General features: G+C 49.0%; 25 protein-coding genes. 23 read left to right on the top strand and 2 right to left on the bottom strand.

What is annotated here, in order from left to right:
* Nucleotides 1–14: 14 nt before the first annotated feature.
* From A9B99_RS04350 to A9B99_RS04340, 3 genes are all read left to right on the top strand, one after another.
* Nucleotides 15–1328 carry an MFS transporter gene (locus tag A9B99_RS04350; protein ID WP_082917823.1) on the top strand — a complete coding sequence of 438 codons (1314 nt, stop codon included), beginning with the start codon at nt 15–17 and terminating at the stop codon, nt 1326–1328.
* 389 nt (nt 1329–1717) lie between these two features.
* Entirely contained in the window at nt 1718–2650 is a 933-nt protein-coding gene (locus A9B99_RS04345; RefSeq protein ID WP_064594946.1) for an omptin family outer membrane protease, read from the top strand.
* A 275-nt stretch (nt 2651–2925) separates the two neighbouring features.
* Nucleotides 2926–3186 carry a hypothetical protein gene (locus tag A9B99_RS04340; protein ID WP_064594945.1) on the top strand — a complete coding sequence of 87 codons (261 nt, stop codon included), beginning with the start codon at nt 2926–2928 and terminating at the stop codon, nt 3184–3186.
* 82 nt (nt 3187–3268) lie between these two features.
* On the opposite strand, the gene A9B99_RS04335 is transcribed toward A9B99_RS04340, so the two are convergent.
* Nucleotides 3269–4024 (bottom strand): UTRA domain-containing protein, encoded by a 756-nt coding sequence (locus A9B99_RS04335; RefSeq protein WP_064594942.1) that lies wholly within the window; start codon nt 4022–4024, stop codon nt 3269–3271.
* Nucleotides 4025–4259: 235 nt separating this feature from the next.
* Here A9B99_RS04335 and A9B99_RS04330 point away from each other — a divergent pair, with 235 nt between their 5' ends.
* The 12 genes from A9B99_RS04330 to A9B99_RS04275 all read left to right on the top strand — a co-directional run bounded on the left by A9B99_RS04330 (nt 4260) and on the right by A9B99_RS04275 (nt 16980).
* Nucleotides 4260–5321, top strand: coding sequence for an ABC transporter substrate-binding protein (locus A9B99_RS04330; protein WP_064594940.1), 1062 nt, complete (start codon nt 4260–4262; stop codon nt 5319–5321).
* Between the two features lie 13 nt (nt 5322–5334).
* On the top strand, nt 5335–6153 hold the full coding sequence (locus A9B99_RS04325) for an alkaline phosphatase family protein (protein WP_064594938.1): 819 nt from the start codon (nt 5335–5337) through the stop codon (nt 6151–6153).
* Between the two features lie 2 nt (nt 6154–6155).
* On the top strand, nt 6156–6995 hold the full coding sequence (locus tag A9B99_RS04320; protein ID WP_064595538.1) for an ABC transporter permease: 840 nt from the start codon (nt 6156–6158) through the stop codon (nt 6993–6995).
* Between the two features lie 17 nt (nt 6996–7012).
* Nucleotides 7013–7792 (top strand): ABC transporter permease, encoded by a 780-nt coding sequence (locus tag A9B99_RS04315; protein ID WP_064594936.1) that lies wholly within the window; start codon nt 7013–7015, stop codon nt 7790–7792.
* 7 nt (nt 7793–7799) lie between these two features.
* The gene (locus A9B99_RS04310; protein WP_064594934.1) at nt 7800–8792 is read left to right on the top strand and encodes an ABC transporter ATP-binding protein; all 993 of its coding nucleotides are present in this window, start codon (nt 7800–7802) and stop codon (nt 8790–8792) included.
* Nucleotides 8793–8973: 181 nt separating this feature from the next.
* A complete protein-coding gene (locus A9B99_RS24470) occupies nt 8974–9150 on the top strand; it encodes a YnfU family zinc-binding protein (RefSeq protein ID WP_353614717.1) in 177 nt (58 codons plus the stop codon).
* Between the two features lie 175 nt (nt 9151–9325).
* Nucleotides 9326–10972, top strand: a complete 1647-nt coding sequence (locus A9B99_RS04300; protein WP_231889148.1) for a methyl-accepting chemotaxis protein — start codon at nt 9326–9328, stop codon at nt 10970–10972.
* A 297-nt stretch (nt 10973–11269) separates the two neighbouring features.
* Nucleotides 11270–12253, top strand: a complete 984-nt coding sequence (locus tag A9B99_RS04295) for an ABC transporter substrate-binding protein (protein WP_064594930.1) — start codon at nt 11270–11272, stop codon at nt 12251–12253.
* Nucleotides 12254–12267: 14 nt separating this feature from the next.
* The gene (locus A9B99_RS04290; RefSeq protein WP_064594927.1) at nt 12268–13149 is read left to right on the top strand and encodes an ABC transporter permease; all 882 of its coding nucleotides are present in this window, start codon (nt 12268–12270) and stop codon (nt 13147–13149) included.
* Nucleotides 13149–13928: an ABC transporter ATP-binding protein gene (locus tag A9B99_RS04285; RefSeq protein ID WP_064594925.1), complete on the top strand. Its 780-nt coding sequence runs from the start codon at nt 13149–13151 to the stop codon at nt 13926–13928. Before A9B99_RS04290 ends, A9B99_RS04285 begins: the two co-directional genes overlap by 1 nt.
* A 126-nt stretch (nt 13929–14054) precedes the next feature.
* The gene (gene hutH / locus A9B99_RS04280; protein WP_064594923.1) at nt 14055–15608 is read left to right on the top strand and encodes a histidine ammonia-lyase; all 1554 of its coding nucleotides are present in this window, start codon (nt 14055–14057) and stop codon (nt 15606–15608) included.
* A gap of 262 nt (nt 15609–15870) precedes the next feature.
* The gene (locus tag A9B99_RS04275; RefSeq protein ID WP_064594922.1) at nt 15871–16980 is read left to right on the top strand and encodes an iron-containing alcohol dehydrogenase family protein; all 1110 of its coding nucleotides are present in this window, start codon (nt 15871–15873) and stop codon (nt 16978–16980) included.
* Here the strand turns inward: A9B99_RS04275 and A9B99_RS04270 are convergent, their stop codons facing one another.
* On the bottom strand, nt 16981–17529 hold the full coding sequence (locus tag A9B99_RS04270) for a GNAT family N-acetyltransferase (protein WP_064594920.1): 549 nt from the start codon (nt 17527–17529) through the stop codon (nt 16981–16983).
* A gap of 428 nt (nt 17530–17957) precedes the next feature.
* On the opposite strand from A9B99_RS04270, the gene A9B99_RS04265 reads away from it, so the two are divergent.
* The 8 genes from A9B99_RS04265 (at nt 17958) to A9B99_RS04235 (ending at nt 25797) form a co-directional block, all read left to right on the top strand.
* Entirely contained in the window at nt 17958–19562 is a 1605-nt protein-coding gene (locus tag A9B99_RS04265; RefSeq protein WP_064594919.1) for an S-type pyocin domain-containing protein, read from the top strand.
* Nucleotides 19559–19870: a hypothetical protein gene (locus A9B99_RS04260; protein ID WP_064594917.1), complete on the top strand. Its 312-nt coding sequence runs from the start codon at nt 19559–19561 to the stop codon at nt 19868–19870. Before A9B99_RS04265 ends, A9B99_RS04260 begins: the two co-directional genes overlap by 4 nt.
* A 4-nt stretch (nt 19871–19874) precedes the next feature.
* The gene (locus A9B99_RS23045) at nt 19875–20072 is read left to right on the top strand and encodes a CPCC family cysteine-rich protein (RefSeq protein ID WP_074388758.1); all 198 of its coding nucleotides are present in this window, start codon (nt 19875–19877) and stop codon (nt 20070–20072) included.
* A 371-nt stretch (nt 20073–20443) separates the two neighbouring features.
* Nucleotides 20444–21817 carry an ATP-binding protein gene (locus A9B99_RS04255; protein WP_064594915.1) on the top strand — a complete coding sequence of 458 codons (1374 nt, stop codon included), beginning with the start codon at nt 20444–20446 and terminating at the stop codon, nt 21815–21817.
* Between the two features lie 86 nt (nt 21818–21903).
* Nucleotides 21904–22350: an eCIS core domain-containing protein gene (locus A9B99_RS04250; RefSeq protein WP_064594913.1), complete on the top strand. Its 447-nt coding sequence runs from the start codon at nt 21904–21906 to the stop codon at nt 22348–22350.
* A gap of 131 nt (nt 22351–22481) precedes the next feature.
* Entirely contained in the window at nt 22482–23468 is a 987-nt protein-coding gene (locus A9B99_RS04245) for a hypothetical protein (RefSeq protein ID WP_064594912.1), read from the top strand.
* 100 nt (nt 23469–23568) lie between these two features.
* On the top strand, nt 23569–24261 hold the full coding sequence (locus A9B99_RS04240) for a hypothetical protein (protein ID WP_064594910.1): 693 nt from the start codon (nt 23569–23571) through the stop codon (nt 24259–24261).
* Nucleotides 24262–24483: 222 nt separating this feature from the next.
* Entirely contained in the window at nt 24484–25797 is a 1314-nt protein-coding gene (locus tag A9B99_RS04235) for a hypothetical protein (protein WP_064594908.1), read from the top strand.
* Nucleotides 25798–25970: the final 173 nt, after the last annotated feature.

Below are 25970 nucleotides of genomic sequence, written 5' to 3'. Positions count from 1 at the left end.
CAGGTGACATAACAATGAAAGAACTTACCTCAACCCTGCCTGAGGATAGCCGGCCTGGCGTGAAAGGTTTCCAGGGTACTGCCAGCCAGCCGGTGGTTGTAACCCGGCTGCGCTGGGGCATCATCCTGCTGCTATTACTGGCGGCGATAGTGAACTACCTCGACCGGGCAAACCTGAGTATTGCCAATACTACCATTGCGGCAGAATTCGGTTTCTCTCAAACCGAAATGGGCTTATTGCTCTCTGCATTTCTCTGGCCATATGCCCTTGCCAACCTTCCTGCTGGCTGGCTGGTTGACAAATTTGGTCCCAAACGGATGTTTTCCTGGGCGCTGTGCCTGTGGTCGGGTTGTACTGTGCTGGCGGCTTTTGTAAATAGTTACAGCTTCTTTTATGGCCTGCGCATGATGCTGGGTGTGGCTGAATCACCCTTCTTCACTTCCGGGATTAAAATTACCCATCGCTGGTTTGGTGAAACAGAACGTGGTTTGCCTACTGCAATCATCAATACCGGTTCGCAAATCGCCAACGCGGTGGCTCCGCCCATTCTGACTATTTTGTTACTCAGTTTTGGCTGGCGTGGCATGTTTATCGGGATTGGGTTGATGGGGCTGCCATTACTGCTCGCCTGGTGGAAATTTTACCGCGATCCGGTGGCGCGTGAAGATGCGTTGATTCATGCCGGGCTCACTACAGCCAGTAAAAATACCGGGAAAACCACCAGTTGGGGTAGCCTGTTCCGTCATCCCACCACCTGGTTTATGGTGATTGGTAACTTCTCAATCATGTTTACCATTTGGGTCTACCTTACCTGGTTGCCGGGTTACCTGGAAAAATCACTCGGGTTCAGCCTGAAAGCCACTGGGTGGATTGCTTCAATTCCTTTCCTGGCAGGTATTTTTGGTGTACTGGTTGGGGGCACATTGTCAGACTGGCTGGTACGCCGTGGGTTTAAACCTGTTACTTCTCGTAAGGTACCGATTGTACTGGGTGCAGCACTGGCTGCCTGCTTTGTCGGCCCCATTCCGTTTGTCAGCAGTACACCGCTGGCGATTGGCCTGTTATCGTTGGGGTATTTCTGTTCCCAGATGCCACAAGGGGCGCTCTGGACACTGGCAACCGATATCGCGCCAAAAGACCAGGTCGCTTCCCTTGGCGCTATTCAAAACTTTGGCGGTTTTCTGGGTGCCGCAATGGCACCGATTGTAACCGGGGTTATTCTGGATGCCACGGGCAAATTTACTGATGTCTTCTTGTTGGGCGCGGCTTTGTTGATGCTGGGCGCCATTAGTTTTGGGGTATTTGTTCGCAAACCACTCGGTCAGTAACGCCACATTTTTCCTCCTTGCCTGCCAGTATCTCCGTACTGGCGGGCTTTTTTATGCTTATTGTGGAGCATGCGGTTATAGCACTATTAATGTTATCAAACGGCAGGCTTTATTCAGAACGCGATAAAAATATATTCTTTATCCCGCATTACGCGATTTCTTCTTGTTATTCCAACCCGGTTTTTCGGGGGCACTCTCTGCCCGTTATTGAATGTTTGCCAGGTTGTAAAAGATAAAAATAACCTACTAATATTGATTGTTGTTGGTTGAAAGCTACAGGATTAATATCGGCGGGCAAGTGGCTTATTCGCACTAATTCTGAATGGTTATTGCTGGCGAAAAATAGTGCCAGCTATGAGTGTTCAGGGATAACAATAAATGGAATGAAAATGAAAAAACAAACAATAGTTGCATTAATGGCTGTGTCTTTCTCTGGTGTCGCTGTGGCTGATATGAACCCGGCAATGCCAAACTTCTCACCAGAAAGTGTCTCTGTGGCAGCATCTATGGGGTACCTGGGAGGGGAATCGCATGAACTGGTTTATGAGGGGGGCCGCAAAGTCAGTCAGTTAGACTGGAAGATAAAAAATGCGGCAATTATCAAAGGGGATATCTCCTGGGATGCTTATAGCTGGCTTACCCTGAACGCCCGTGGCTGGAGTACACTGGCCTCCGGCTCTGGTCATATGGACGATTATGACTGGCTCAATAATAACCAGTCTGGCTGGACTGACCATTCGAGCCATGAAAATACTAACCTGAATTATGCCAATGAATTTGACCTGAACCTTAAAGGCTGGATACTGCGTGGCGAAACCTACAAAGTAGGGGCGATAGCGGGTTACCAGCAAACCCGGTTTAGCTGGACGGCATTTGGCGGGGATTATAATTACGACAACGGTACCAATGTTGGGAGTTTCACACCTGGCGAAAGAGGGATTGGTTATCAGCAGCGTTTCTCCATGCCATATATTGGCCTTGTTGGACAATACCGCTACCAGAATTTTGAAGTCAATGGCGCGTTTAAATTCAGTGGCTGGGTTAAGTCAAAAGATAACGACGAACATTACATGCGTGACCTGACTTTCCGTGATAACGGCGGGCACAGCAATTATTACGGTGTGGCAATGGATGTCGGGTATTACGTAACACAGAATGCCAAAGTATTTGCTGAAGTAGCCTGGAACAAATATGAAGAAGGTAAAGGTGGTACAGAAATGATTGACCGGGATAACGGTACCCATGACTATTTTGGTGGTGATGCTGCCGGGTTGAAAAATAAGAACTACACGGCGACAGTGGGCCTGCAATACCGCTTCTGACACTGTGACACACCGGGTAACAACCGTACCCGGTGTGTTTCCTGTTCTTCGTTATTCCCGCCTTTATGGCTTTTCTTGCTGCTTCTGAATGAATCCCGCACAAAAAAACACCATTGCGCTGCTTTAATGAGCATTCGGTGCATGGCAACCATTAATTAATTGTCAGAGATTGTCACAAAGCGCTATCACTGCTTAACTTGCGGGCGCGCAGACGATAAAATTTGCGTTAAACCGATTGGCAGGATCTGCAACCAGGCCTGTGTCAGAGAAAAAGTATGTTTCGAAGAAAAGTAAAATATACGGCTGTTGATAAGATGCTGTCGAAGCTCCTGCAAAAGCAGGGGCTCAGTAAAAAAGAAGCGTTCAGGTTGATTGAAAAAAACGTGTACGCCAGTGGCGAGGAAGAAGCCGCATCCAGTAACCCCCAGGAAGAAGCCGATTATCCCCCGGTCAGCCTGGATGTCACTTTCGAATTGCGTGAATTGCAATTACGGCGTGTACTGCTGGCCCGGCGCATAAAAGAAGGGAAATTGTAGCGCTTTGTTGCTCTTCAGGCGTGTGAGTCATCAGGTCTCCCTGAGGACTGCACGCCTGACCCACACTTCAGTTCTGCAACTGTTAACCTTGTGTTGTGCGGGTATGAAAGGGTGGCCAGTTTGTATCGGAACCTGACCCAACCGCGACATCAATACACAAGGCATCATAGCGCCAGTATTCATGGTCGCAGTCAATAATACGCCCATACTGGTCGCGGTTAGTTCGGTCAATAAATAAGCCCGGGCTGCCGGGTGAAACATGCAGGCGCCCGGCCGCAAAGGCGGGGAGTGGTCCGGGGAACACGGTAAAACGCACACCACCGTAGTGCAGGCCGTAATCTCGCTGGTATAAATCAGTTAATGAGCCGGTCAAATCCTTCTCTAATAACCCTGGGAAATAACCCGGGTTAAGGGAGTTTTCGACATACAACACGGCACGCCCGTCAACATGGCGCAGGCGGCGGATACAAATTATCTCACTGCCGGGGGTAATGCCTAACTGGTGAGCGACATCACTGCTGGCTGGTTGCAGGCCCGCGCTAATCAGTTCGGTACTGGTGTGGCGCCCCTGAGCCTGAGCCATTTCACGAAAGTGGGAGTGGTGCAGTGGGTTGTAAACTAAGCGGGGCGGGGCAATAAACCAGCCACGACGCACTTCGCGGTAAATCACACCCTGTGCTTCTAACTGGCGCAGTGCCTCACGCAGCGTGATACGGGTAGTCATAAATTGTTGGCTTAACGTGCGCTCGGACGGTAAACGCCGGTCTTCGTCAAACTCACCATGCTGAATGCGTTCTGACAGTATTTCACAAATCACCTCGACGGTTTTCTTCGCCATTTTCCCAGCCTTAAAAATGTGCCAAATAGCCAAAATAGTGCATACCCTGATCCACGAGTTGACGCCAGCCTGGAAACAACTTGCTGCCAGAATGTCACGTTACTGTAATAAAAAGTTTATAAATCAGCGATAAGCTCCAGTCTCTTAATTCGTTGTTCTGTTTTGGCCTGTGTTTTGCAACAACGATTTTGCTGGACTAGTCCAATAACAACCACATCACTGGAGCATAGCATTTATGAAACGCATGTATGTATCTTTGTTAGCCAGTACATTGCTCGTGGCGTTGCAGGTCGCCAATGTCCATGCGGCAGATTTGACTGCGCTGGAAAAAGCCGCAAAGAGTGAAGGCGAAGTGAATAGCGTGGGTATGCCAGACAGTTGGGCAAACTGGAAAGAGACCTGGGCAGATATGCTGTCTAAATATGGCCTGAAACATATGGATACGGACATGTCTTCAGCCCAGGAATTAGCCAAGTTTGCAGCGGAAAAAGAAAATGCAACTGCCGATATCGGTGACGTGGGGATCTCTTTTGGCCCAATCGCGGTAAAACAGGGGCTGGCATTGCCGTATAAACCCAGCACCTGGGATCAGATACCCGCCTGGGCGAAAGATAAAGATGGTTACTGGGCAGTGGCATACACTGGCACCATTGCGTTTATTATTGATAAACAACAAGTAAAAGATGCGCCTCACAGCTGGGCAGACCTGAAAAAAGGTAAGTATGTTGTGGATATCGGTGATGTTGGGGTTGCTTCTCAGGCCGCGTCTGGCGTGCTGGCGGCTAACTACGCACTGGGTGGCGATGAAAAGAATCTCAAACCCGCTCTGGCATTTTTTGCTGAGCTGGCAAAACAAGGGCGCCTGGGCGTCACTGACCCGACCATTGCCAACATTGAAAAAGGTGAAGTTCAGGTTGGCGTAGTGTGGGACTTCAATGGCCTGAACTATCGCAAACAAATCGACCCGAAACGTTTTGAAGTGGTTATCCCTTCAGATGGCTCCATTACTTCCGGTTACACCACAATTATCAATAAATACGGCAAGCACCCGAATGCAGCCAAACTGACCCGCGAATATATCTTCTCTGATGCCGGGCAGATAAACCTTGCCCGCGGTTTTGCCCGTCCTATCCGTGCTGAGCATCTTACCTACCCGGCAGACGTGAAAGCACAAATGCTGCCAGACAGTGAATATAAAAATGCGCGCCCGATTGCCGACCAGCAGGCCTGGGAAAAGAGCGCCAAAATGCTGCCGCGTCTGTGGCAGGAAAATGTCATGATCAATATGCAGCAATAAGTTTGAGGGCGGTATGAAAACGATTCTGGTTATCCTCGATGGCCTGAGCAACCAGGTGGCATCACATGCAATGGGCTACCTGCAAGCAGAATGCGCCGAGGGAAAAGGGCAGATTTATTCGCTGACCTGTGAGTTGCCGTCGTTATCCCGCCCACTTTATGAGTGCATTCTCACCGGTATTCCGCCGGTGAGAAGCGGCATTATTCATAATGGGGTGAGCCGAATGAGCCGCGAACAGAGTATCTTTCACTATGCGCGTGCTGCGGGGTTAACTACAGCGGCTGCGGCTTATCATTGGGTCAGTGAGTTGTACAACCGTACACCTTTTAACCCCGCGCGTGACCGCCATGTTCAGGACCCAACACTTCCTGTGCAGTATGGTCATTTTTATTCTGATGACACTTACCCGGATTCACACCTGTTTGAAGATGCGGAAAGCCTGCGCTTGTGCCATGACCCGGATTTCCTGCTCATTCACCCTATGAACATTGACGATGCCGGGCACAAATTTGGCCTTTCATCGCCGCAATACCGTAACAAAGCTCGTTTCGCAGACGGTTATTTATCCCACTGGATGCCCGTCTGGCTTGCCGAAGGCTACCAGGTGCTGGTAACCGCCGACCACGGTATGAACGATGACCGCAGCCATGGCGGAGTTCTGGAAGAAGAAACCTGTGTGCCTTTGTTTGTATTTGGTGACGGTTTTTCGAAACTTCCTGATTTAACCATTCCCCAAACCACTTTGTGCGGCACTGTTTGTGAGCTATTAGGCGTGGCGCACGATAAACCAGTTTGCCGGGCGCTGTTGGCACCGAAGCAGGAGTGGCACTGATGATGAAAGGAAAATGGCTTGCGCTGCTATGTTTGTTACCTTTTACGCTGTTTTACCTCGCATTCCAGATTGCCCCCCTTATCTGGATTGTGGTGAACAGTTTCTGGAGTGACAGCATGGAGGCGTGGGGGCTGGGCAACTACCAGGACATTCTGACCTCGCCGTTTTACCAGCAGGCTATTACCAGCTCCCTGAAAATCTCCATTTTATCCAGTTTGTATGGTTTGATTATTGCGCTGATTGGTGGTTACTCCCTGCACCAAATCGGCAATGGCAAGTTGCAGCGCATTATTATGTCATTCACCAATATGACCAGTAATTTTGCCGGTGTGCCTCTGGCGTTCGCCTTCATTATTTTACTGGGCCTGAACGGTTGTATCACACTGCTGCTGCGTAAATATGGGCTGCTGGGCGATTTCCGGCTCTATTCCATTGACGGCATGATTCTGGTGTACACCTGGTTCCAAATTCCACTTGGGTTATTACTGCTGTTTCCGGCGTTCGACGGGCTGAAAAAAGACTGGGAAGAAGCCAGCGCCTTATTGGGGGCCAGCCGGATACGTTACTGGTTGCACATTGGGCTACCTGTATTGTCTCCCGCGCTGATTGGCACGTTTGTCATCCTGCTGGCAAATGCGCTGGGGGCTTATGCCACCATTTATGCACTGACTTCTGGCAACTTCAACGTAGTGCCGGTACGTATTGCCGCGCTGGTGTCCGGGGATATCTCTCTTGATCCTAATATGGGGAGTGCCCTCGCAATGTTACTGGTTGTGCTGATGTCGGCGATTACAGTTATCCAGCAGTGGATCCAGCGCCGCAGTTACCTTAATGCGCGCTGAATCAAGGAGCGGTACCCATGACGAAAAGTGAATATGTTTATCACCGTGTGGTGATTGGTTTGTTATTACTGATTCTTGTTGTTCCTTTACTGGCAACACTGCTGTACGCGCTGGCAACTGAATGGGGTGCCACTATTCTGCCCGATGGCCTGACGATTGAGTGGTTTTCACAGCTGTGGCATGACCCGCGTTTTTTGGCCGCGCTGGGGCGTTCACTGGTTATCTGTTTTGGTGCGCTGGCCTTTTCTTTTGTGCTGGTGCTGCCCGTGATGTTTGTGATTGTCTGGTACTTCCCGTTGCTGGGCAACATCATGAATGTACTGATTTTGCTGCCTTTTGCTATTCCACCGGTTGTCTCTTCCGTGGGGTTATTGCAGCTTTATGCATCCGGCCCGCTGGTGCTTACAGGCACACCCTGGATACTTATCGCCTGTTATTTCACGATAACCCTGCCGTTTATCTGGCGGGCAATCAGCAACAATATGCAGGCGGTGAATATTAAAGAACTGGTGAGCGCCGCAAACCTGCTGGGTGCCAGCACATTCCAGGCGGCGTTTCTGGTGGTATTGCCGAACCTGCGTAAAGGGGTCATGGTTGCCGTATTGCTCTCGTTTTCTTTCCTGATAGGTGAGTTTGTGTTTGCCAACATTCTGGTGGGCACACGCTACGAAACGCTGCAGGTCTATCTCTACAACATGCGTAACGGCAGCGGTCACTTTACCAGTGCGCTGGTGATTTCCTATTTCTGTGTCGTGCTGTTGATTACCTGGCTTGCCAGTGCGCTGAACCGTAAGTGAGGGTGTTATGTCTTATTTAAAAATTTCACAACTCAATAAACACTATGGCCCAACCCGGGTATTTGAAAATATAGATTTCAGTGCGGATGAAGGCGAGTTTGTTACCTTACTTGGCCCAAGTGGTTGCGGTAAATCTACGTTGTTGCGTTGTATTGCCGGGCTGACTGACCCGGACAGTGGTTCGGTGGAAATTGCCGGGCAAAATATTGTACCGCTTCCGCCACAAAAACGCGCCATTGGCATGGTGTTCCAGAGCTATGCGCTGTTCCCGAACATGACAGTGAAAAAGAATGTGGCGTTTGGCCTGAGAATGCAAAAAATCCCGGCCAGTGAAATTGAACAACGCACGAACGAAGTGCTGGAACTGGTGGAGTTGTCAGCTTACAGCCACCGTTTCCCTCACCAGTTGTCTGGTGGTCAGTGCCAGCGTGTTGCCCTGGCGCGTTCACTGGTTACCCGCCCACGTTTACTATTGCTGGATGAACCGCTTTCTGCGCTGGACGCGCGTATCCGCCGCCATTTACGTGAACAAATTCGCCGTATTCAGCAGGAGTTGCGCCTGACCACTCTGTTTGTCACCCACGACCAGGAAGAAGCGCTGACACTGTCTGACAGGATAATCCTGATGAACCAGGGCAATATCATTCAGAATGGCAGTGCCGAAACGCTGTACACCGAGCCTGCCGATTTATTCGCCGCGAATTTTATTGGTAACTACAACGTACTCAGTGCTCAGGATATGGCGCGTTTGAGCGGCATTGAACACCACGGGCAGTGTGCGTTACGCCCGGAATCCATCACTATTTGCGCTCCAGGCCAGGGCATTCCTGCCACTATTCTTGACCGCAGTTTACTGGGCAACGTGGTGCGCTACCGGGTAGTGGCGCAAGGGGTTGAATTACGCGTTGATGTACTGAACCGCAGTGTGGCGGACTTACTCTCTGACGGGCAGCAAGTTGCCATCACCCTGGATCTCAGCACATTACGGGATGTGGCGTGATTAAGGAGTCCATGCTTGTGCGCACTCATCTGCGCGCAGGCAAGCCCGCGTTGTAAGGTAAATTGAGCCCGTAGCCGGTTATTGCCATTCCTTTTTTGTGGGTTTATTCTTTGAGTGAAAAACAAGCAGAACAAACGGGTTGCTATTGCTTAGCCGTTCAATACCCCGGAGGTGTTCGCATATGTCATATACCCAGGGTCTGCGCCATTTTGGTGAACGACCAGTCCCCGTAAAGTGCCCAAAATGCGCCCATATTGCCAACCAGCGCGCAGCCAAACTTCGTAAGAATAATGTTTTAAAATGCCCGCATTGTGGCCTTGAGTTTCTGCCTTCTCAATGCCCACGTATTGGTGGGTAATAAAACCAGGGTGGCTGGTTGTTGCGCTCCGTCATAAAAAAATAATACAGGCGAAACTGAGTTGAAGCCGTAATGAGAAAGGGTTCACTCTTTTTCACTTAAACCGATTTAGTGGTGAAGAAATAAGCGGAAGAGACGATAACACAGGCAGGTATTGTCGTTAAGGAACACCGTTATGCTTTCTGCTCTGAGATTAAACCAGTTTCGTATTGGGCCACGTTTATGGCTGTTATCTGTTCTGCTATTGGCGCTGACACTGTGTGCTGGCGCTATTGGTGGCTATGTGAATTACCACTGGACCAAAAGCAGCCAACAATTTATTGCCCGTGAAATGCTGATTGAACAGTCAATTGACACAGCACGCAATGCACAGGTGCAATTCAAAATTCAGGTTCAGGAGTGGAAAGATACTTTACTGCGCGGTGTTCAGGGCGATGGTTTATTCGCCAAATATAAAGCAGCGTTTCTGGAGCAGAATGATAAAACCCAGGCGTTACTGAATACCCTCAGCCAGCAATTGCCTGAACTTGGTATGAGTAATCAGGATGTTTTAGCTGCACGGGAAGCGCACGCGCAATTACTCCGCCAGTACCTCAGCGCGCTGGAATCTTACAACATCGCTGATGTAAACAGCCCGGCCAGAGTCGATAAACAGGTGCGCGGTATTGACCGCGCACCGACCAAAATGATTGACGATGTGGTCGAGAAAACGCTGCAACATGCCCAAATTCTCCACCAGGAAATTAATGCGGAAAATGCCCACCATTACCAACAAATTCAGACTATTATTGCACTGGTGATTGTGCTGGCAGTGCTGACGGGCGGTGTGGTGACCTGGCTTATTATCCGCAGTATTACTCACCCTGTTGCTCAGGCGGTACAGATTGCCCGCCAGGTTGCTTCTGGTGACCTGAGAGCCACGATTGAAGTTTCCGGGAAGGATGAAATTGCCGGCCTGATGGCAGCACTGCAAACCATGAACAACAGCCTGGCGCGTATTGTGCGTGAGGTGATTGATGGTGCAGAGCATATTGCCGGCGCATCCGCCAGCATTGCTGATGGCAGCCAGGCGCTGTCTACCCGCAATGAAGCGCAGGCCAGTGCGTTAATTGAGACATCGGCTTCCATGGAAGAAGTGACTTCCGCTGTGAAACATACTGCTGACAACGCGGCTGAGGCCAATAAACTCAGCCAGAATACCGATGTCATGGCACAGGAAGGGAACCACTCTGTTGAACGCCTGGTGGAAGCGATGGGCGACATCAACCGGTTTTCCACTGAGATAAACAGCATTGTGACAGTGATTGAGAGTATTGCATTCCAGACCAACATTCTGGCGCTTAACGCCGCAGTTGAAGCGGCAAGGGCGGGTACTGAAGGGCGTGGATTTGCGGTTGTTGCCAGTGAAGTGCGGGCGCTGGCACAACGTTCGGCCAATGCTGCGAAAGAAATTAATACCCTGATAAGCCGCACTTCAAGCCGCATTGCGCAAGGGAACGACCTGGCCGGGGAAGCCGGTGTGGCAATGAAACAGATGCTGAATAATATTCGCCAGGTATCGCAACTGGTTGAAACTATCTCTGTTGCCTGTAACCAGCAAAGTGCGGGTATTGAGCAGGTAAGTCTTGCGGTGACACATATGGATTCAGCCACGCAACAGAACGCCACATTGTCTCAGCAGTCGAGCGAAGCGGCCAGCCAGTTGCATCACCATGCCGCTGCATTACTGGAAAGCGTTAACAGTTTTACCCTCAAATCCAGTGATACGCTCCGTGAGTACAGCGAAAATGCACTTCCTGCGCTGGAAGCCCGCCCGGCCTGATAAGCAGCTGGTGAGGTTAATCAGTCCCTCCATGCCCTGCCTTTGCGCAGGGCATGCACTCCATTAGGGCGTTTGCCCTGTTTTATGCACATTTCTTTCTTCTCTCCTGCCGGATATCCCGTCTGTAACGGGGTTGAAAAAGCTGGCACACGCATTGCAACTTTGTGACTGTAGCTTGTATAGACAAGACTATACGCGTTCGCCTTTATCGTATTTGCGGATTGTAATATCAGGCGTACAGCACAGCATTTGGGGTTATCACTTTCCAATAACAGGTTGTTTTCTCAGGAGTGGTCGATGAACAAAAAAAATGCAAAAAACAGATTGAAGCGCGTCTTGTCTGCATGTGGCGTAGCGCTGGCAATAAGTGCGGTAACGGGTGGTCTTGCACAGGCTGCCGATACACCCGTCGTCATTGGTATTTCTGGCTGGACAGGGTTTGCACCACTGACACTGGCACAGAAAACCGGCATTTTTAAAAAGCACGGCCTGGACGTGACATTGAAAATGGTGCCACAGCAATCCCGCCATCTTGCGATTGCTTCCGGTGCACTGCAATGTGCCGCCACTACCGTTGAAACCTACCTGACCTGGAATGCCAGCGGCGTACCGATTAAGCAAATTGTCCAGTTGGATAAATCCTATGGGGCGGATGGTATCGCTGTGCGTAACGGCATCAATAAAATCACTGACCTGAAAGGCAAAACCATTAGTGTGGATGCGCCCGGAACATCGTCTTACTTTCTGCTGGCATGGATCCTCGATAAAAACGGTATGAGCATGAAAGATGTCAAACTGGCAACACTGGGCCCGGATGCCGCAGCCCGCGCATTTATTGCCGGGCAGAACGATGCCGCAGTCAGTTATGAGCCTTATTTATCTTCTATTCGCCAGAACCCGGAAAAAGGAAAAATTCTTGCTACCACACTGGATTACCCGGTGGTGATGGATACGCTGGGTTGTACGCCAGACTGGCTGAAAAACAACCCGAAAGCGGCTCAGGGGCTGGTAGACAGCTATTTCGACGCACTGGATATGATCAAAAGCAATCCGGATAAAGCAAATGAAATTATGGGCGCTGCAGTGAAAGAAACCGGCAAACAGTTTGCTGAGGAAGCCAGTTACCTGCGCTGGCAGGATCGCGCCGCGAATAAAAAATTCTTCAGTGGTGAGATTACCACCTTCAGTAATGAAGCCGCTCACCTGCTGACTGAAATGAAAATTCTGCGTAAAACGCCGGATATCAGCACCCTGTACGATGCGCAGTATGTGAACAAGTAATGAAGGACCGTGATATGACAAGTCCTGCAAGCCAGGTCGCAGAAACTAACGTCAATAGCATATCCCATTTTGCTGAGCCGGCTCCGTTGCCGGCCAGTAAAAAGGTGTGGCATAACCCACTGATGGTGCCGTTGCGCCCGGTGAATGTGCGCCACCGTATTCTACTGGGTATTTGCTTTTTTATTCTCTTTTTCGCCGTGTGGGCGCTGGCGACTTTTACCGGTCTGATTTCACCCACATTCCTCGCCAACCCGGCCACCATGCTGGAAGAAGGGTTTTACCTGTTTCGGGATTATGGTTTTGCCGGTGATGTGGGCATGACTATTTTCCGGGTACTGGCAGGCTTTATCCTGGCAGCAGCACTGGGGGTTCCACTGGGCATCATGATGGGCTCCTGGAAGATGGTTGAAGCGTTCTTCGAACCCTTCATTTCATTTTGCCGTTATCTTCCCGCATCGGCCTTTGTTCCACTGCTGATTCTGTGGGCCGGGGTAGGGGAACTACAGAAAGTACTGGTTATTTTCATTGGGTCATTTTTCCAGATAACCCTGATGGTGGCGGTGACGGTAGGTGCTGCCCGCCGTGACCTGGTTGAAGCGGCGTATACCCTCGGTGCCACCAATAAAAGTGTGGTGCGCCGGGTGATTATTCCCGGAGCCGCGCCGGAAATTGCCGAGTTATTGCGCTTGGTACTTGGCTGGGCATGGACCTACGTTATTGTTGCTGAACTGATTGGTTCATCCAGCGGGATAGGCCATATGATTGTGGACAGCCAGGCATTGCTCAACACGGGGCAAATGATCTTCGGGATTATTGTTATCGGCGTTATTGGCTTGTTGTCTGACCTGGTGTTCAAAGCGGTTAACCGCCGCCTGTTTATGTGGAGCTCACTGTAATGCACTATCCCAAACTCAGCATTCGCCAGGTGGAACGGGTATTCCGGGGGCCAAACGGGGAGCAAACCCAGGCGCTGTTGCCGGTAGATTACCCGGTGAATGAAAACGATTTCATTACCATTCTTGGCCCGTCCGGCTGTGGCAAATCGACTTTACTGCGCATTGTTGCCGGGCTGGATACCCCAACAAATGGGGAAGTGTGGCTGGATGGCGAACGGGTGGAAGGCCCGGGGGCAGACCGCGGAATGGTCTTTCAAAGCTACACGCTGTTTCCCTGGCTGACAGTTGAGCAAAACATCCGTTTCGGTCTGCAGGAACGCGGCATCAGCAAGGCGGAACAGAAAGCCCGCAGTGATTATTTTATTCATAAAGTGGGGCTGCGTGGCTTTGAACAGCACTTCCCGCGCCAGTTATCTGGCGGTATGCAACAACGTACTGCGATTGCCCGCGCACTGGCGAACGACCCGAAAGTGCTACTGATGGATGAACCCTTCGGCGCGCTTGATAACCAAACCCGGGTCATGATGCAAGAGCTGTTGTTATCAATTTGGGAGGCGTCGCGCAAAACCGTACTCTTTGTCACGCACGATATTGACGAAGCCATCTTTATGGCAAATAAAGTAGCTATATTCAGCGCCCGTCCTGGCCGAATCAAGACGGAAGTGCCGGTTGATTTTCCACATCCACGGGATTACCGGCTGAAAACATCGCCAGAGTTTATGGCGCTCAAGGCGCGCGTAACTGAAGAAATTCGGGCAGAAACCATGCTGGCACACTAACTGAGTGGTACCGGCTCACCTGCATGCCAGGTGGCCGGTAGCACAGGTTGCCTGAGAGCGGGTGCTCGCAGGGCGTCTTAACTAAACGATTTTTTTTCGCCACACTTGTATATACAGGAATAGACTATGGCTGCAACTACCCCGCACTTAACCCGTTGTGAACTTCACCCAGGCCAGGCAGGGCTGGCAGAATTACGCCAGATTTACCAGGGTAATGTACAACTGGCACTGGCAGAAGACGCCCGGGCCAGTATTGAGGCTGCACAACAACGAGTGCTGGATATTGTTGATACCGGTGAGGTGGTTTACGGCATTAACACCGGGTTTGGCAAACTGGCGCAAACCCGTATTCCGGCAGACCGCCTGGCTGAATTGCAACGCAATCTGGTGTTGTCTCACAGTGTTGGCGTGGGCAGTGATTTACCGGATAACGTAGTCAGGCTGGTGATGGCAACCAAGGTGCTGAGCTTAGCGCGCGGCCATTCTGGTATTCGCCCGGAGATTGTCGATGCACTGGTTAGTTTGTTTAATACCGGCGTTATGCCCTGTATTCCGGAAAAAGGCTCGGTTGGCGCTTCTGGTGACCTGGCACCTCTGGCGCATTTATCTCTGATGCTGATTGGCGAAGGCCATGTGCGGGTTAATGGTGAAAAGCTCCCGGCCGTTGAAGGGCTGGCGCTGGCCGGGCTGGTGCCTTTCGAGTTGGGGCCGAAAGAAGGGCTGGCATTACTGAACGGTACTCAGGTTTCCACTTCACTGGCGTTGTCCGGGTTATTTGAAGCGGAACGTGTTTTTGCTGCCGGGTTGATGGCTGGCGCACTTTCGCTGGAGGCGATTAAAGGTTCCGTGAAACCGCTGGATGCGCGTATTCACGAAGCGCGTGGTCAGGCCGGGCAAATCGCTGTGGCGGCGGCATTGCGTGAAGTGCTGGCTGACAGCGAAATTGTGGCTTCTCATGTTCACTGTGGCCGGGTTCAGGACCCGTACTCTATTCGCTGTGTTCCACAGGTGATGGGCGCATGCCTGGACAACCTGACGCACGCTGCGCGTATTTTACGTATTGAAGCCAATGCCGCATCCGATAATCCGTTGGTATTTGCCGATAACGGTGATGTGATTTCGGGTGGTAACTTCCATGCGGAGCCAGTTGCCTTTGCTGCAGATATTATCGCGCTGGCGGTAGCAGAAATTGGCGCGATTTCTGAGCGCCGTATGGCATTGCTGCTCGACAGCGGTTTGTCTGGCCTGCCACCATTTCTGGTAAAAGATGGCGGGGTTAACTCCGGCTTTATGATTGCTCAGGTGACCGCGGCCGCACTGGCTTCAGAAAACAAATCACTGGCGCACCCGGGAAGTGTGGACAGCCTGCCTACTTCAGCAAACCAGGAAGACCACGTTTCAATGGCAACCGGTGCCGCCCGCCGCCTGCGAGATATGTGCTTTAACACCAGCGTGGTGGTGGGCATTGAAGCTATGGCTGCCGCACAAGGGATTGAGTTCCACCGCCCATTACAAAGCGCCAGCTACCTGGAAGCGGAACTGGCGGCGATTCGCGCTGTTGTGCCATTCCTGGAAAAAGACCGCCTGATGGCGCCAGATATCGAAAATATGCGCCTGTGGGCTTCCCGTGAACAGTGGCCGGAAGCCATTACTGCGTTGCTGCCAGGCTATAGTTCCTGATTGTCTGTAACCGCATTGTTTGTTTCCTGATGGGGTTGCGCCAGTTGTGGCACAACCCTTGCTTTTTTAGGTTATCGCCTGCTCAGTCACTGCTCTTGTGAGGTGATTCGCTGCCTGCTTACCCGCGCTTTATCTACGCAGGGTTGCCTGTTTGGGGCGCTGTTTGGTAGCAGTGCGTGGTGTGCATCAGCGGGGTGCGTTCAGGCCAGTATGCGATGACTTTTATTGTCATACACAAACATACAAATTAGGGAGAAATACTATGATCGCTCAAAACATCATTTTCCCGGCCCAGATACTGCGGGGGCCGGGAGTGATTGCTCAGCTTGGCGAAATATGTGCTAAGGCGGGGGAGCGGGCATTAGTGATTGGCGGGCATCAGGCCCTTTCGGCCACTGAGTCCACTATTCGTGAACAGCTTAGCTCAAGCGGTGTAACCCTGGTGGGTTGTGAGTGGTTTGGCGGGCAGTCCAGCGAAAGCAATATCACCCGCCTTGCGGGTTGTGTCGAAACACTGGGGGCTGATGTCATTATTGGCGTTGGTGGTGGAAAATCCCTCGATACCTGTAAAGCAACAGGCGTGGCGGCGCATGTGCCAGTGATTACCGTACCTACCATTGCAGCCACTTGTGCGGCGGTTACCCCACTCACCATTCGTTACCATGATGACGGGCATTTCCGCGATCTCTACCCACTGAGCCAGGCGCCTCATGCCGTAATTATCGACAGCGAATTACTGGCGCGGGCACCTCTGCGCTGGCTGGCTGCAGGACTGGGCGACACGCTGGCAAAATGGTACGAATTCCGCGCTATTGGCGAACAGCATACTCACCTGAGTGGGATTGCCAGCGCATCCAGCGCTAACAGCCGTATTTGTTATGACCTGATTGCCACATTTGGCGCCGAAGCCTGTAAAGCTGCCCGTGCCGGGCAATCGAACGCAGCGCTGGAACAAGTGCTGGATGCCATTTTTATGTTCGCCGGGCTGACATCGTTAATGAGCAGTGGCGCACACGCTGCTGCCGCACACGCAATTTATGAAGGCTTTACTGTTTGCGACAAAACCCGGGAATTCGGCCATGGTTTATTAGTGGGTTTTGGCAACCTGTGCCTGCTGGCGCTGGAAAACCGCAGTGACGAGGAGATGCTGGAGGCCATCGCCCTGGCCCATGCCTGCGCCGTACCGCTGCGCCTTGCTGAAATTGCCGACCTTAATCCGGAGGAACTGGACGCCATTGTTCAGGAATCGGTTATCGCGCCAGATATGCAAAATATGCCAGGAAAAGTCACACCGCAGGCGCTTTACCAGGCGATTGACCGGGTAACGCGGCTGGCCGGAGGCTACCTGGCGGGGCAACCCGCAGTTGTGTAATCATTTTGCGTCAGCCCCCTGGCTGGCGCGCCATTGCGCCTTTGTTAGCGTGAAGAACAGGCGCGCAGAAGGGTATTCCGGGTCTGCTACTTCTCGTTCAAAATGAAAGCCGGTTTTTTCCAGTACATGTTGTGAAGCACTGTGCCCCGGGCGTATTACTGCTGAAATTTCACTAAGCTTACCTTGCTCAAAACCCCATGCCACCACTGACCGGGCAAATTCCGTTGCCAGCCCTTTTCCCCACCACTGCGGGGCAAAGCGGTAGCCCAGATTATTGATGTGGTAACCGCAGACAACACGCGGTGTTAACCCACCAAAGCCAATAATTTCATGCGGGTTTTCCTGAAGAAGAATTGCCCAGTGCCCAAACCCGGGCTGGTTGCTGTGTTCCAGCCAGGAACGCAATATTCCCCGGGCATAATCCAGGGAAGGATAAGGCCCGGCAGGGTTGAATTGCTGGGTTTGCGGGTCGCCATAAATACGAAACAGACAATCGACATCACCGGGGATGACGGGGCGCAGCAGTAAGCGGGACGAAGTGAAATGCATACTTTACCTTTTTGCAGATAAACCAGGTGCAGCACGGGAAGTATCCGGGGCTCTTTTTTGTACAGAATAGTTGGTTTGCCAGGATGATATCTACCCTCATCAGCGTGGATTAAATCGTTTTCTGCACTCTCCGTGTTGAGTGTGTCAGGAACAAATTCTGCTAAATAATCTAAATCGTATGCTGTGGTATCAGCCCATGTCATTTGCCATTCATGTGTGTTTATTTGGTGCTTTTATATTAAATAAATAACAAATTTTTTTGTAATCACATAAAGATAAAGTGATTTTAAGTCAAATTACCAATCGGTTAGTATTGCATCAGTTTAACCACAAATATGACAAGGAAAAGGAATGCGTCGTCAATATACCAGTGAACTTCCCCCCGGTATTTGGTCAGGTCATGTTTTTAAGAACAGGAGAACGGACTAATGGGAGCGATGGGGTTTTACCTGCGGGTGGGCGATTCGACTACCTGCGGGGGAAAGATACTGACCGGGGATGAAACGCTGAGCTGGTATGGTGTGGCGGGGGCACGGGAAGGTGACCTTGTATCGTGCGGCCAGCATCCGGGAGTGTACAGAATTCTGGGTGGTACACCGGATTCATGGGACAACGGCAGAAGGCTGGCTGGAACACTGGACAGTGTAAGCTCCTGTCCGTGCGGTGCACGGTTTATACAGACAATCCCGGATTGTTATATCAGAGATGATACGCCCGAAGAGCAGGCAGAAAAGGCACCATTGCCTGCGCCTGTTACTCAGCTGGAACAGCAGGAGACCGGGGAAAAACGACTGGCAGAAGAACGTGATCGTAATCGTGTCTTTGCCAAATCCTGCCTGCGTGGTGAGGGCTGTAATGATGCCGGTGAAGCGCCAGAGCCCCATATCAACTTTGGCGAAATGGCATTTTATCAGTCCGTTCCTCCTGCCGAACCCGCATCAGATACGGATGTTCCTCAATATGCTCAGACTGCCAGGAAAAAGAAACCTGGTGAAGATATTCCAAAGCCGAAGCAGCGAAGCGCCCTGTATAAATGGCTGAACGGTAACCATGAGGAAATGGATTATCAGGCAGCGGTAGCTGCAGCAACAAGTGCGGCTAATGCTCAGGCGGCTGTTAAAGGTGCCAGCATTTTTGGGCTGGTAGGTGGAAGAGCCATTACGCCAGGAACATGGGCGGTAAAACTGGGTGAGATGGCAGGCGGGGCCGGGAGAATAGCCGCCAGCGGCCCCGGTGCGCCCGTCGCCGCAGTCGTGATGGGAATGATGCCCGGCAGGCTCAATGATGGTGAACAGGACTTCATTGACCGGATGCGTCTGGAACAGATGCGTGAAGCGCCAACACGGGTGCGTTATACATGGGAACAGGATGATAAAGGCAATCCGGTTCCTCATGGCTGGCATACACCACCCGGCAAAGACAGGGTGCGTGTGCGTAAAATGGAGTGGGACAGCAACCGAAAGGCGTATACGTTCACCACAGAGGAAGAGCCGCGTATTACGATTATCTGGACGCCAGACAGTTCAGGAGTCAATGTTCCGTCAAATACAGGCAACCAGAACCCGGTAAGGATACCAAACCCGGTTATTGTTGAACCGCTGCCGGAAAATACCGGTATAGAGGCGACAACCAGCCCGGCACCGGAAGAAAAGACATTTGCGGATTATATTCTTATCCTGCCAGTATTGGATATTCCGCCGATTTATATTTACCTTAGTGAAAATAAAACGTCGTTTGCTCATGGATATAAACATCATCCACCAAAGAATAAATCGTGGAAAGATGTGATTGATAGCACAAAAACAGGGCGAGCTAAATTTAAACAAGGTGCAGATATTGCAAGTATTGACCATGATGTATGGGAAACAGGAACACCGACTACAAATGGTCAAAATTGGAAGGTAAAAGAGTTTGATACTGTTCAAGGAGCTTATAAAGGTAAGGAAACCTCGTGGGTTGTGACAAAGGAGTCGCAAGACACAATACACTCTCACCCAATAGATGCTGACGTAGCAAGGAAACTTTTGAAATGATGAAAAAATACAGTATTCTAGGAACCGATTTTTATCTTGAACTTATAAATATATTTGATGAATTATCGGCTATTGATTTTTCGCAGGGTATAGAATCACAAGTAATGGTCTTAGATGAGGATTTGTTACAATTATCATTTAAGTCTGGGGTTATTGTTGATGTTGGTTGGTATCCCGCGTTTGAAACGAATGGCGAATTTATTATTAATCGAATAGCTAATAGTTGTTGGGATGCTCCCGAGGCTAAATATAGTGTGGGATGGGATAAAGATGAACTAATATCGAAAATTAAAATAGCAATTGGATGAAATAATGAATAGTCCAGTATATTTATGCCCTTGTTGCCATAAATATGAATTTTCGGATATTAGGAACTATGAAAATTGTCCGGTTTGCAATTGGGCAGATGATCCTGTTCAAGAAGAAAATCCAAGTTATGGTGGTGGGGCTAATGTCATGAGTTTGAATGACGCCCCTAAAGCCTATACTGAAGGACGTACAGTCAAATAACAATTGACGCTGATTTAATTAGGCAGCACAACATACCTTGCGTGCTGCTTCATTCCTTATCCCCCCGAACATCCAGCCAGGGGACACCAATTGTTGCTTATAAGCATCCCGGTAAAACGAATCGGAAAGCCGATGTGGGAAAAACGCTGAAGCCGTGGCCAGTTTTTGTTGACCACTTCAGAATCAGTTAAGCGCTGAATGTGCTGCCTGGGTATTCCGGTCCAATGTTGGAATGAGCGCCCAATGGCATATCGTGAATAAAAGTGTTTAAAAAGTAGCCTGAATGAGTTGCGTGCTATAATTGGTTCGTTGTGTACGCTGCTGGCAAACAGCAGAACTCAGCCTGATGCACCTCTTTGCAAGGATGTGCCATGCTCAAACCAGCAAATGCCGAAAACTATCTGCAAACAACCAATGTCATTGTGCTCTGGCGCGAAATGGCGTGGTTGTCGCAGGTTATTAATCAGGTTATATGCAGCTACCTTAAACAAGAAGGGCATGAACGCCACTGGCTGGATATTCCGCCTCCGGAATTAGTAAAAGGGGCACCCTATGCGGATCTGGTTACCGACTGGCAATTATCCATTTTTGAACGCCTGGGGCTGGCGCTTGCCATGGCACCCAGTGTAAAACCCGATACCCTTGATATTTTCTTTGGTCTTAACAGCCTGACAGACCGCCCTTTTACTGAATTTGGCGGTGTCAGTGACAAAGCCTTCAGTGGTTTTATTCCGACCGGGCAAACGCTCAATTTTCTGATCAGTGCCAATAACCCCGACTGGCGCATTTACACACAGGAAATCTTTTCAAATAAACACCGCCTGATGGCCGAACAGGTCACGCAACTGTTATCTGTTGATGACGGCGTACCTAAATGGGCGGGTGTTTATCGGCTAAACGAAGAGTGGCTGCACTATTTTATGACCGGGCAGCGGTTGCGCCCGGAATTAAGCGCCAGCTTCCCGGCGCATATACTGGAATCCCCACTTGAATGGCACGATTTAGTACTCGACCCGGAAGTTATGGCGCAGGTTGAAGAGATCCATGCGTGGCTCAACTATGGCCATAAGTTGATGGAAGAATGGCAACTGGCGAAAAAGGTAAAGCCGGGTTACCGCGCTGTATTTTTTGGCCCACCGGGGACGGGGAAAACGCTGACAGCGGCATTATTGGGTAAAGCCACCGGGCGGGAAGTCTACCGCGTAGATTTATCCATGGTGGTGTCGAAATACATTGGTGAAACCGAGAAAAACTTATCACGGGTGTTTGAAGCAGCCAGCTATAAAGAGTGGATCCTGTTTTTTGATGAAGGCGACGCCTTGTTTGGTAAACGTTCTGAAGTTAGTTCCTCCAATGACAGGCATGCCAACCAACTGACCGGTTATTTGCTGCAAAAAATAGAGGACTTCCCCGGTACGGTTATTATTGCCACCAACTTAAAAACCAATATGGATGAAGCCTTTACCCGGCGTTTTCAGAGTATGGTGCAATTTACCATTCCCGGCCCGCAGGAGCGTTTACAGCTATGGCAGAACGCTTTTAATGGCGTGTGTGAACTCGCCGGGGATGTCAATTTGCCCGCCATTGCAGACCGCTATGAAGTTTCCGGGGGGCAGATTATCAACGTACTGCGCCAGTGCGCATTAACCGCCATTCAGCGTGATGAGCGCACAGTGACCCAGGGCGACATTATTGCCAGCATTCGCCAGGAATTCAGAAAAGATAACAAAATGTTTTTTGAGTGAATAAGTTCAGCACTGTTGGTGCGAGAAAGCGGAACAGGGTGGTTTTCTGTTTGATACAACACGATTGAGAACGAGGGCGGCAGCTTATGTTTTCCAGCCAGACAGAACAACAGCAATCAACCCGGCAGGCAGTTTCCCAGACAGCAGTATCGCAGCGTAAAGAGAATCAGGCTGCGGCACTGGAAGATAACCGGGTGGAAACCGTGCAACGGCAGGCCAATCAAACCGGGCTACCCGATAATTTAAAAAGCGGCATGGAAAATCTCAGCGGTATGAGCCTGGACCACGTCAGAGTGCATTACAACTCGGCAAAACCCGCTGCCGTGCAGGCCCATGCTTATGCCCAGGGCAGTGATATCCACCTTGCTTCCGGCCAGGAAAAACACTTACCCCACGAACTGGGTCATGTAGTGCAGCAGGCCCAGGGGCGTGTTGCCCCAACCACCTCTGTTGCAGGCATGGCAGTGAATGATAACCCTGCGTTAGAGCATGAGGCGGATGTGATGGGGGCTAAGGCGCTGCGCGGTGGTTAGGGGCTGTGGAAAAAGTAAGTTTCAAGACCGGTGAAAAACAATGGGATCAGGTGTTTAAAAATGCCCACGGCGCCACGGTTGTTACAGCCACTGAATGAGTCATAACATAGAAAAATGCACAGGGGTGAGATATGTATGCACAAACAGAAGAGCGAAAAGACCAAAAAAGAGTGGCCGCTCATCCCATTGCTCTAAATAAAAATAATGAAAAATCAAAGAGTTGGCTTAGTGATAATCGGGATGCTTCTGTGTTTCAAAGAAAAATTAAAAAGCTTATTAACAATAATCCTCAAGCAGCTGATATTGTTCAGTTATATGCAAAAAGCACTTTTGCTCATAATACCTTATCATCCAGATTGATTATTCAGCGTGTAATAGATTATGAAGCAGTTAAAAGTGCGTGTGAAAAATTGAAGATTCCTTTTGAGGGAAATAAAATAATTGAAGTTCCCGATAAAGTTATGGCTAATACCAAGTTTAAGGACTATCCCGAAGGGTACGTTGTTGGTCTTTCCGAAGAAGAGAAAAAAGAATCTCTAACATCTATGCAGCAAGGGCCTGGCCAGGAGAAAGAATATACCGAAGCTACAGCTAAAGACTTGCTTAGTTTATTAGGTGGGGCCGCTTATAATCATAAAATTGGTGCCGTTGTTATAACTGAAAAAATGGCGAATTATCAACGAAATCTTCTGCATGAACTGGGGCATCATAAACAAAATATAGTCTCTGGATTTAATAGTGACAATACTACAGTACTGCTATTGGAATATCATAATGTATTATGCAATGAAAACCTGTTTGCTGGCCCTAAACGTGTATCCTATGGAGTTGATCAAACCTTTTCCTGGGTTACTCACTGGAATAAAATGAAAAATAATGAAGAAAAAAATGAATTTCTTAATGCCAAAGCTAAAGTTCTGATTCAAATGGAAGAGCAGTTTTATCAAAGCTTACTTTCCTCTAAAAACAAAAAAGAAAAAGATCTTGACGTTTATGGCCTTACAGCTAAAAAACTATCTAAGGCGCTGACTAATGTTCATGAAAATCCTGACAACGGTTTTTATGTGGTCAGAGCATTGTTTAATATGATAAAACAGCTTACAAGTGAATTTTCTTGAAAGGGTATTTATACTTAACAGTATTGCTAAATATAAGTTTATCTCTCATAACCAATATGATGTGTAATTAATGTTGCTTAAATCTGAAAGGTTTTCCTGTATGTTTACACATGTTGAGAAATCGAGAAAGCTTCAAACAAGGGCTGTTACTCAGAAGAAAAACACTGAGAATTATGGTCATGAGCTTGTGGATAATCGGGCTGAAACTATAAAACAACGGCAGTCACAAGAGGTTGCCAGTCAGGGTCAATCATCTTCAGTGAGAACCGCAGTGGTAGCGCGACTTTTTGATAATCAAGTTGTTCAACGTTTGAAGGGAGCGAAGGGCACTGCACAGGAAGACAAACCGGTACCTTATACTCTTAATCAAGAATTCATCACTAAACATGTCGCCAACAATATTGGAGAAGCGGTGTCTGTTACCGAAGCCAGAATTGATACAGGCGGGCCTCCCGGAATTGTGGCGGGTACTGCCCCAAACAATCTCGCAAAACGGGCCGACTGGGAAAGTGCAATTGATAACAGTGATGCGCTTGTTCCGCCAGCAGGAGAATGGTCGGGTGAGGATTATGGAGATACATCTGATAATTGGGAGGAACGGCTTGTCAAAGTTGAGGTAAATGGATGGGAAGCTATTGGAACGAAAGGGAATGTAACAGCAAAAGTTGCAAATAATAAGAAGTACCTGGGTGGCAAATGGTCAGTAACTAACTGTAAATTTGATGAAAAGAGTGATAGCTATATTGATGCAACTGGCAATGTCAGTGTGGATATTAGCCATTTAACATCCTGACAAGTGATTTATTTGCAATGTTTTTTTGGATTGCGTGGAATATTATGATTAATAACAGGGCTTCATGGTTATATTAATTAATATAACCATATGATAGCTTCATGAAAATGAAATTCTTATCTGCCTAATAGAGTCAGGAGATCGTTGAAGTGTTTTTGTCAGACCATTCTAATAAGAAAAATACGTTAACATCTTCAGGTAATAAGTTAAAAGGATTGATGTATGTATAAAAAGTCAGATAAACCAAAAGAAAACAGAAGTAGAGCTGTTTTTGACTCTATTCCTCCGGTAAAGAAAAGTAATAACTCTTCCTTCCATCTTGCAGACAATCGTCCTGAAGCTATTAAGCAAAGAAAAATACAGGAGCAAGTGGTCAATAAGCATACGGTATCGGATAGTACGGCTAATGTATCACCGGTTCAGCGGGTGCAAAAGGACGCAACAGTAACGTGGGGGGTTACACACATCGTCGCGTACACAGATAAATCATTATTTGGTGGTGAGAACGCGCTGGCTAATGAATTAAAATCCAACAATGGTGGTCAGTTGAAAAAAGGAGACAGGCTGATTATTGATACTGCACCAGTAGTTATTTCACGGCGTGGGTCCAACCAGGAAAATAAAGACAAAAGGCAGAGTGATGAAAAGGGTGATAAGGTGTATGAATGGGTTAGAGTGTTGAAGATAATTCCTCAGGCTGGCAAGGAAACAAGCCTGGAAGATAATGCAGAGAGATATTATGTACGTAAAGAAACAATTCAATTAGATAAAAATGAAGAACAACAAGACACTACAACAAATGATATTGAATTAAAAAATATCTCAGATTGGGATAAAGAAGAGATACCGAGAAAACTGGGAGAGATAGCTAAAAAATGGGGAGGAAAGGGGCTGCGTGAAAGAAGCCGAAGCATAGGGGTGATAAAGATTAATAAGGAAGACCGTGAAGGTGGCAGAAAAAAGGCTTCTGGGAGATATTGGGAACAAGAGGATGATGGTTGGGATGTGGCATTGGATATGGCATATGAAAACCACAAGCGTTTTGAACCCAGTATGCGGCAATGGCGAATTAAAGCGGTCATGAAGGGTACTGAAGATTTAGTAGGTGTATTAATTGTAGAGGAAAGAGAAAATGAGCCACTTTACCTTAGGTGGATGATAGGTAACCCAGAAATACGGGGAGGGGGAAGTGCACTTTTGGCAGCGGTTAAGAAATTATTACAACAGAAGGATACGCCGAATGAAATAGAAGTTACCTCAGCATTCTCAGCAAAGACCTCTTATACAAAATCGGGTTTCAAGGTTAAAGATGAGCAAGTTGAAGTAAAAGAAGGGGAGGAATTTGAATTGGTTTTAACCAAAGAAGATGCCGGAAAAAAACCAATACATGAATCCTATGACTCCTTTGAGCCAAAACCTTACACAGGTCCGGAACCTGAAAGTTATAGTGAAGAACGAGATCTTAAGAAAGAACTTGATGAAGAAGAGAATATATCAAAGACTGTAGACGACTTACTCAACCAGGAGTCGGACTGAGTTAATACAACTAAGATTATGGTAAGTGCACTCAGTAATTGTTTTTAACTGTTTTCATAAAAGCTGCAACGTGGGTGGCAGGCTGGAAAAAATACGAAGTTTCGGTTGATGTTCCTGCCAGCATACTCGCAATGGCTGAATCCGACAGCGCTGCTGTGGCTGGCGTTACACGG

Origin of the sequence: Mangrovibacter phragmitis, assembly GCF_001655675.1 — a bacterium.
Lineage (GTDB): Bacteria > Pseudomonadota > Gammaproteobacteria > Enterobacterales > Enterobacteriaceae > Mangrovibacter > Mangrovibacter phragmitis.
Note: the sequence above shows the minus strand (reverse complement) of the source record. Positions and strands in the feature narration are given on the sequence as shown.

Excerpts from the sequence above, each read along its gene's own strand:
- A9B99_RS04335 (WP_064594942.1), bottom strand. The coding sequence starts at position 4,024 with ATGGCGAAGAAAACCGTCGAGGTGATTTGTGAAATACTGTCAGAACGC.
- A9B99_RS04325 (WP_064594938.1), top strand. The coding sequence starts at position 5,335 with ATGAAAACGATTCTGGTTATCCTCGATGGCCTGAGCAACCAGGTGGCA.
- A9B99_RS04320 (WP_064595538.1), top strand. The coding sequence starts at position 6,156 with ATGAAAGGAAAATGGCTTGCGCTGCTATGTTTGTTACCTTTTACGCTG.
- A9B99_RS04255 (WP_064594915.1), top strand. The coding sequence starts at position 20,444 with ATGCTCAAACCAGCAAATGCCGAAAACTATCTGCAAACAACCAATGTC.
- A9B99_RS23045 (WP_074388758.1), top strand. The coding sequence starts at position 19,875 with ATGAATAGTCCAGTATATTTATGCCCTTGTTGCCATAAATATGAATTT.
- hutH (WP_064594923.1), top strand. The coding sequence starts at position 14,055 with ATGGCTGCAACTACCCCGCACTTAACCCGTTGTGAACTTCACCCAGGC.
- A9B99_RS04300 (WP_231889148.1), top strand. The coding sequence starts at position 9,326 with ATGCTTTCTGCTCTGAGATTAAACCAGTTTCGTATTGGGCCACGTTTA.
- A9B99_RS04330 (WP_064594940.1), top strand. The coding sequence starts at position 4,260 with ATGAAACGCATGTATGTATCTTTGTTAGCCAGTACATTGCTCGTGGCG.
- A9B99_RS04250 (WP_064594913.1), top strand. The coding sequence starts at position 21,904 with ATGTTTTCCAGCCAGACAGAACAACAGCAATCAACCCGGCAGGCAGTT.
- A9B99_RS04235 (WP_064594908.1), top strand. The coding sequence starts at position 24,484 with ATGTATAAAAAGTCAGATAAACCAAAAGAAAACAGAAGTAGAGCTGTT.
- A9B99_RS04340 (WP_064594945.1), top strand. The coding sequence starts at position 2,926 with ATGTTTCGAAGAAAAGTAAAATATACGGCTGTTGATAAGATGCTGTCG.
- A9B99_RS04290 (WP_064594927.1), top strand. The coding sequence starts at position 12,268 with ATGACAAGTCCTGCAAGCCAGGTCGCAGAAACTAACGTCAATAGCATA.
- A9B99_RS04315 (WP_064594936.1), top strand. The coding sequence starts at position 7,013 with ATGACGAAAAGTGAATATGTTTATCACCGTGTGGTGATTGGTTTGTTA.
- A9B99_RS04260 (WP_064594917.1), top strand. The coding sequence starts at position 19,559 with ATGATGAAAAAATACAGTATTCTAGGAACCGATTTTTATCTTGAACTT.
- A9B99_RS04270 (WP_064594920.1), bottom strand. The coding sequence starts at position 17,529 with ATGCATTTCACTTCGTCCCGCTTACTGCTGCGCCCCGTCATCCCCGGT.
- A9B99_RS04310 (WP_064594934.1), top strand. The coding sequence starts at position 7,800 with ATGTCTTATTTAAAAATTTCACAACTCAATAAACACTATGGCCCAACC.
- A9B99_RS04245 (WP_064594912.1), top strand. The coding sequence starts at position 22,482 with ATGTATGCACAAACAGAAGAGCGAAAAGACCAAAAAAGAGTGGCCGCT.
- A9B99_RS04295 (WP_064594930.1), top strand. The coding sequence starts at position 11,270 with ATGAACAAAAAAAATGCAAAAAACAGATTGAAGCGCGTCTTGTCTGCA.
- A9B99_RS04265 (WP_064594919.1), top strand. The coding sequence starts at position 17,958 with ATGGGAGCGATGGGGTTTTACCTGCGGGTGGGCGATTCGACTACCTGC.
- A9B99_RS04240 (WP_064594910.1), top strand. The coding sequence starts at position 23,569 with ATGTTTACACATGTTGAGAAATCGAGAAAGCTTCAAACAAGGGCTGTT.
- A9B99_RS24470 (WP_353614717.1), top strand. The coding sequence starts at position 8,974 with ATGTCATATACCCAGGGTCTGCGCCATTTTGGTGAACGACCAGTCCCC.
- A9B99_RS04285 (WP_064594925.1), top strand. The coding sequence starts at position 13,149 with ATGCACTATCCCAAACTCAGCATTCGCCAGGTGGAACGGGTATTCCGG.
- A9B99_RS04350 (WP_082917823.1), top strand. The coding sequence starts at position 15 with ATGAAAGAACTTACCTCAACCCTGCCTGAGGATAGCCGGCCTGGCGTG.
- A9B99_RS04275 (WP_064594922.1), top strand. The coding sequence starts at position 15,871 with ATGATCGCTCAAAACATCATTTTCCCGGCCCAGATACTGCGGGGGCCG.
- A9B99_RS04345 (WP_064594946.1), top strand. The coding sequence starts at position 1,718 with ATGAAAAAACAAACAATAGTTGCATTAATGGCTGTGTCTTTCTCTGGT.